Source organism: Kitasatospora sp. NPDC057198, assembly GCF_042670125.1.
Classification (GTDB): Bacteria; Actinomycetota; Actinomycetes; order Streptomycetales; family Streptomycetaceae; genus Kitasatospora.
In genome coordinates this window covers 1-5,768 of record NZ_JBHUWH010000480.1, presented here as the reverse complement: position 1 = coordinate 5,768, position 5,768 = coordinate 1, and the positions used below count along the sequence as shown (strand labels likewise).

At 76.1% G+C, this 5,768-nt stretch carries 7 protein-coding genes; 3 read left to right on the top strand and 4 right to left on the bottom strand.

Features of this window, described 5'->3' with window-relative positions:
* Window positions 1–34 precede the first annotated feature (34 nt).
* Entirely contained in the window at window positions 35–787 is a 753-nt protein-coding gene (locus tag ACFUEL_RS33620) for an alpha/beta hydrolase (protein ID WP_380241026.1), read from the bottom strand.
* A 254-nt stretch (window positions 788–1,041) separates the two neighbouring features.
* On the opposite strand from ACFUEL_RS33620, the gene ACFUEL_RS33615 reads away from it, so the two are divergent.
* Complete coding sequence (locus ACFUEL_RS33615; protein WP_380241025.1) at window positions 1,042–1,491, top strand: MarR family winged helix-turn-helix transcriptional regulator; 450 nt, start codon at window positions 1,042–1,044, stop codon at window positions 1,489–1,491.
* 61 nt (window positions 1,492–1,552) lie between these two features.
* On the top strand, window positions 1,553–2,977 hold the full coding sequence (locus ACFUEL_RS33610; protein WP_380241023.1) for an MFS transporter: 1,425 nt from the start codon (window positions 1,553–1,555) through the stop codon (window positions 2,975–2,977).
* A 10-nt stretch (window positions 2,978–2,987) separates the two neighbouring features.
* Here ACFUEL_RS33610 and ACFUEL_RS33605 read toward each other — a convergent pair whose 3' ends face one another.
* Together ACFUEL_RS33605 and ACFUEL_RS33600 are read right to left on the bottom strand one after the other, a co-directional pair.
* Window positions 2,988–3,416, bottom strand: coding sequence for a nuclear transport factor 2 family protein (locus ACFUEL_RS33605; RefSeq protein WP_380241021.1), 429 nt, complete (start codon window positions 3,414–3,416; stop codon window positions 2,988–2,990).
* A gap of 98 nt (window positions 3,417–3,514) precedes the next feature.
* On the bottom strand, window positions 3,515–4,078 hold the full coding sequence (locus tag ACFUEL_RS33600; RefSeq protein ID WP_380241019.1) for a DUF4240 domain-containing protein: 564 nt from the start codon (window positions 4,076–4,078) through the stop codon (window positions 3,515–3,517).
* A gap of 79 nt (window positions 4,079–4,157) precedes the next feature.
* On the opposite strand from ACFUEL_RS33600, the gene ACFUEL_RS33595 reads away from it, so the two are divergent.
* Complete coding sequence (locus ACFUEL_RS33595) at window positions 4,158–4,976, top strand: hypothetical protein (RefSeq protein WP_380241017.1); 819 nt, start codon at window positions 4,158–4,160, stop codon at window positions 4,974–4,976.
* Between the two features lie 17 nt (window positions 4,977–4,993).
* Here ACFUEL_RS33595 and ACFUEL_RS33590 read toward each other — a convergent pair whose 3' ends face one another.
* A complete protein-coding gene (locus ACFUEL_RS33590; protein ID WP_380241016.1) occupies window positions 4,994–5,662 on the bottom strand; it encodes a hypothetical protein in 669 nt (222 codons plus the stop codon).
* Between the last annotated feature and the right edge of the window lie 106 nt (window positions 5,663–5,768).

Below are 5,768 nucleotides of genomic sequence, written 5' to 3'. Positions count from 1 at the left end.
ACCCGACGGCCCCCGGACCGCCGGAAGGGCGGTGCTACTTCCCGGCGTTCTTCAGGTGGCGGGCGAAGAATCCGGCCGCGGCCTCGCCCGCGTACTCCGGGACGCCGGTGTGGCCGCCCATGTTGGCGCTCAGCGACTTCTCCGCCGAGCCGAAGGCGTCGAACAGGTCGAGCGACGCCTGCCGGTCGTTGCCCTCGTCGTCCCACTGCAGCAGGACGTGCAGCGGGACGGTCACCCGGCGGGCCTCCTCGAAGGTGGCGCGGGGGAGCAGGCTGCCGGCGAACAGGCCGGCGGCCGCGATCCGCGGTTCGACCGCGGCGAGGCGGACACCGATCGAGATCACCCCGCCCGAGTAGCCGACCGGGCCGCCGACGCCCGGCACCTCCAGCAGGGCGTCCAGGGTGGCCCGCCACTCCGGGACGGCCAGGTCGACCAGCGGGAGGACCAGGGCGTCGATGATCTCCGGGCCCACCGGCTCGCCCGCCGCCATCGCCCGGCGCAACTCGGCACGGCCCCGCTCGAGGGCGGGGACGCGCGGCCGCTCGCCGCTGCCGGGGAGTTCGATGGTGGCCGAGGCGAAGCCGTCCGCGGCGGCCCGGCGGGCCCGGTCGGCCAGACGGGGGCGCATCCGGGCCAGGCCCAGCGGCGGCATGCCGAGCAGGATCAGCGGCACGGGCGCGGACGGGTCGGCGCAGGCGGGCGTCCACAGGACACCGGGGACGTCGTCGAGGGTGAAATCGCGTTCCAGGACGCCGGCGTCGAGGTGCGAAGCGGAAGTGAAGTGCACAGTCATGGCGGTAGTGCCTCTCGGGAGTGCTCAGGAACGGCGCTCCCGGACGGATCACTACCGTCCGACCGTGGCCCCAGCGGGGAGCACCCATGTCGATACTGCGTTCACGGGTACCACCTCCAAGGTCTCTCGCACGGCCTCCGGAAAGGTAGCAGCGGGTGCGCCGCGGCGCCAAACGCGCGGCTCCGGAGAATCGCGGAGATCTACAGGGAAACTGTACATCCGGCGGCCGGAAACCTAGGCTGGGCAGCATGAGCGACGACTCCGACCCCGCGCCGTCCGCCCTGCGCGCCTCGCAGCAGGTGCGCTCGGTGATCGGCAAGCTGCGCCGACGGCTCCGGGCCGCCGCCGGGACGGGGGACTTCACCCTCACCCAGGCGTCCACCGTGGGGCGGCTGCTGGACAGCGAGACCGGCCTGACCACCAGCGACCTCGCCGTCGCCGAGGGGATGCGCCACCAGTCGATGGCCACCACCATCGCCGTCCTGGCCGCGCAGGGCCTGGTCGAACGCAGCCGGGACCCGGAGGACGGGCGCCGCGTCCTGATCGGGCTCACCCCCGAGGGCCGGCGCCGCGGCGAGGAGGGCCGCCGGGCCCGCGGCGAGTGGCTGGCCGCCGAACTCCAGGCGAAGTGCACCGAGGAGGAGCGGCAGACCGTCATCGCCGCGATGGCCGTCCTCGAACGGATCGTCCAGGAGTGACGGCCCGCCCCCGCCCCGGGCGGGGGACCACCCACCACGACCACCGAGCGGCAGAAGCACCATGACCGACCGTACGACCGCGACCGCCCCCGGCGAGCAGCTGGACCGGGCACCGGCGCTCGACCGCCGACTCGTCCCCCCGATGGTGCTCGGCTCCGTCCTCAACCCGGTCAACTCCACCGTCATCGCCGTCGCACTCGTCCCGATCGGCGCCGCACTCGGCGCCTCGCCCGCGCAGACCGCCTGGCTGGTCTCCGCGCTGTACCTGGCCACCGCGCTCGGACAGCCCGTGGTGGGGCGGCTGATCGACCTGTTCGGGCCGCGCCGGCTCTTCCTCGCCAGCACCGCCCTGGTCGGCGTCGCCGGCGTCGTCGGCACCCTCGCGCCGAACCTCGGCACGCTGATCGCCGCCCGGGTCGTCCTCGGCTTCGGCACCTGCGCCGGCTACCCCGCCGCGATGGCCCTGCTGCGCGCCGAGTCCCGGCGCACCGGGCAGGACAGCCCCGCCGGCGTGCTCACCCTGCTCGCCGTCGCCAACCAGACCGTCGCCGTGATCGGCCCGCTGCTCGGCGGACTGCTCACCGGCGCCGGCGGCTGGCGCAGCACCTTCGCGCTGAACATCCCGCTGTCGGTGCTCGCCGTCACCCTCGGCGCGCTGCGCCTGCCCAAGCCGCCACCGCAGGAACGCTCATCCGACGGCCCCGGCGCGCTGCGGCGGATCGACCTGCCCGGCATGGCCCTGTTCGCCGTCCTGCTGCTCTCGCTGCTGCTGTTCCTGATGCACCCGCACGCCGACCGCTGGTACCTGCCGCCGCTCACCCTGGCCGCCGCCGTCGCCTTCACCGTCCGCGAACGCCGCGCCGAACAGCCGTTCATCGACGTCAAGGTGCTCGGCGGCAACACCCCACTGCTGCTCACCTACGCCCGCGCGCTGGCCGCGTACGTCGTCTCCTACGCCTTCCTGTACGGCTTCGCCCAGTGGACCGAGGAGGGCTTCGGACTGACGCCGCTGCAGGCCGGGCTGGTGCAGGCGCCGACCTTCCTGGTCGGCATCGGCGTCTCGCTGCTGGCCGGGCGGCGCGGCAGCATCCGGGCCACCCTGCTGGTCGGCGGCCTCGGCCAGGTCGCCGCCTGCGCGCTGATGCTCGCCCTCGGCGCGCACAGCCCGCTGTGGGCACTGGCGGCGCTGGCCGTGGTGTTCGGCGTCCCGCAGGGCGCCAACGGGCTCGCCCTGCAGAACTCCGTCTTCCTGCAGTCCGACCCGGCCCGCACCGGCTCCTCCGCCGGACTGCTGCGCACCTTCGCCTACCTCGGCTCGATGGTGGCCTCCGCCGCGACGGCCGCCGCCTACGGGCCGCACGCGGGCACCGCCGGGATGCACCAACTCGCCTGGGTCATGCTGGGCGCGGCCGTGCTGTTCCTGCTGCTCACCGCCTTCGACCGCGCCCTGCCCGCGCTGCGCACCCCCGCGGCGGCCCGCGGCTGAACCCCCGGTCTCAGCCGTTGCGGGGACCGGAGACGGCCAGGCCGTCCATGTAGTCGCGGACGTGCACGATCAGGCCGTCCCGGACCCGCAGCACCAGCAGGCCCGGCACCGCGAAGGCGCCCCGGCCCGCGATCTCGCCCCGCACCACCTGCTCGACCACCAGCACCTCCGGGTCGGTCGACGCGTGCAGCGCGCGCTCCTCGATCTCGGCCGGCCGGGCCGGGCTGGCCCCCCACGCCGCCTTGTAGCCGGAGCGCACCGCCTCCCGGCCCTCGTAGCGCTCCGGGAAGCCCGGGAAGCGGAACGGGAACTCGTGCACGGCGTCCGGCGCGTAGAGCTCGGCGAGGGCGTCCGCGTCCAGGTCGAGCATCGCCCGGCGGTAGTGCGCCAGGACGTCCTGCGGGGTGCGGTCGGAGGGGGCCGGGACGGCAGTGGGCATGGTGAACTCCCGTGACAGGTGGGGAAATCGGTGCGTCCACGAGCTTACTGCGGCCCCGGGCCGGGCCGGGCGGGATTCCGGATCCCCGCCGCGACCGGTCACCCGTCCCGTTCGGCGCACAGCCGGGCCAGCCGGGGCAGGCGGCGGGACAGCTCCTCGTGGTCGTCGAAGTCGAAGTTCCACTCCGGGTCGAGCTCCGGCAGCGGGACCGCGCGCCGGGACGCCGGCGGTTCGGCGCCGGTGGCCGCGAGGTGGGCGTCCCAGGCCAGGGAGAGGGCCTCCTCGCCGTCCAGGTCGGCCCCGGCCGCGACGGCGGCGCGGACCGCGGGCAGGTCGGCCAGCGCGTCCGGGTCGGCGAGCGCCCGTTCGAAGACCGCCCGGCCCCGGAGGACCAACCAGCCCCGGAAGTAGTCGAACCCGTCGTCCGAGCACCCGCCGTTGAGCAGGTACGCCGCGCCCCACAGCGGGGCCAGGTAGGAGTCGGCCAGCAGGCGGTCCAGGACCCGCTCCGCGGCGAGGATCTCCGCCACCGGGCGGGCCGCCAGCAGGGCCACCGCCCGCGCGGCGACGGCCTCGCCGTCCTCCGGGTCCTGGTGGGCCGCCGGGTCCGCCTGCGGCCCGCGGGCCTGTTCGATCAGTGTCCAGAACTCGTCGGTGTCCATGGCGGGGCATCATGCCGGTGCCCACCGACATCCCCGGGGCCGCCGCCCGGAGCGGTGGCGTGTGCCAGGATCGGTGCCCATGGGGAACGGTGCGGGGAGCGCTGCGGCCGGTAGCGGTGCGGCGGAGAGCGGGCCCGCCGGGGAGTGGGCCGAACTGACCCTCGCCGAACAGGTGCTGGTGCGCCGCGCGGTGATCGGCCTCCAGTTGGCGAACACCCCGCAGCACCTCAACTCGGTGCTGCGCTGGACGGGTTCGCCCGGCATCCCGGCCCGGCGCGGCGCGAGCGTGCCCGAACAGCTCGCCCTGGTACCGGAGTTGGCGGCGGCGACGCTCCGGCTGGTCGGCGCCGGGTGGCTGACGGTGCGCACCGACCGGACGATGACCGACGCCGCCCCCGTGCTGTCCGGCCCGGAGCTGGAACGGGCCGTCGCCGACCCGGCGGTGTGGCGCTTCGGCGGGCCGATGCTCACCGTCCGGGCCACCCCCGGGGGCCTGGCCCGCTGGGAGGCCGTGGCCTACCCGGAGGGCCGCCCGGCCCACCCGCCCCGGGCGGGGTTCACCGAGCCGGAGAAGGCCGTCTGGATCTGCGCCCAGGAGCCCGGCAGCTGGCTGACCGGCCCGTACGGCATCTTCGCCGCCCTCCCCACCGACCTGGCCGGCGAGGCGCTCCGGACCCACGTGGCGGCCGAGACCGCACCCCTGCTCCGCTTCGTCCGCGCGGGCCTGATCGAAGTCCGCCACATCGCCGACCCGGACGCCGGCGAGTTCGCCGTGATCCCGCCGGACGAACTGCTGGACGCCTTCCGCGACCCGGAGCTGCGCTGCGACGACGGCGCCGACTGGGGCGTCGGCCTCACCTGCGTCCTGACCCAGTCACCGGCCACCGGGCTGCGCTGAGGCTCCGCTCGGGCCCGTCAGGCGCCGTGGACGGACAGCGACCGCGCGACCTCGTGGGCCTGCCCGGCGGACAGGCGGCGCAGCTCCCACAGCAGCGCCGCCGAGTCTGCGGTCAACGGGGCGACGGGCGGCGGCGGTTCGGGCCGGGGCAGGCCCGTCAGCGCGGACAGGTCGCGGACGTCGATCCCGGCCAGCGCCGCGTAGTCTGCGAGCAGGCGGGGCGCCGGCCCCAGCCGGTCGTCGCCGAACCGGCGGTGGGTGCTCATCGCCAGGTAGCTCGGCGTCACCACGCCGAGGACCTCGGCCAGGCCCGACAGACCCAGGTTCCGCTGCCGGAACAGGCGGGCCACCCGCCCGCCCGGACCGTCCGAGCGGGGCTCGTCCGGCCCCGGCCCGAACGGGACGGTCCGCTCCCGCTGCGGCAGCGCCCGTACCGCGTCCAGCAGTTCGCGCCGGCCCGCGGCCGACAGGTCGGCCCCGGCCTGCACGATCCCCGACGCCCAGCGCGAGGCTCCCGGGTCCAGCGGCGCCAGGTCCTCCGGGACGGGCAGCCCGGCCAGGACGAACAGGTCCGCGGCGTGCAGCCCCAGCGCCGGGGCCAGCTCCCGCAGCGCCTCCGGATCCGGGGCCGCCCCGAGCGCGGAGCCGCCCGGGTCGAGCCCGCGCCGTTCCAGCAGCCGTTCCAACGGTCGCTCCGGTGATCGGGTCGGGGCCGCGCCGGGAGTCGTCACGGCAGCAGCATAGAGCCGGGGTGGGCCCGGTCACACCGGCCGGGCCCCCCGGGGACGGCCC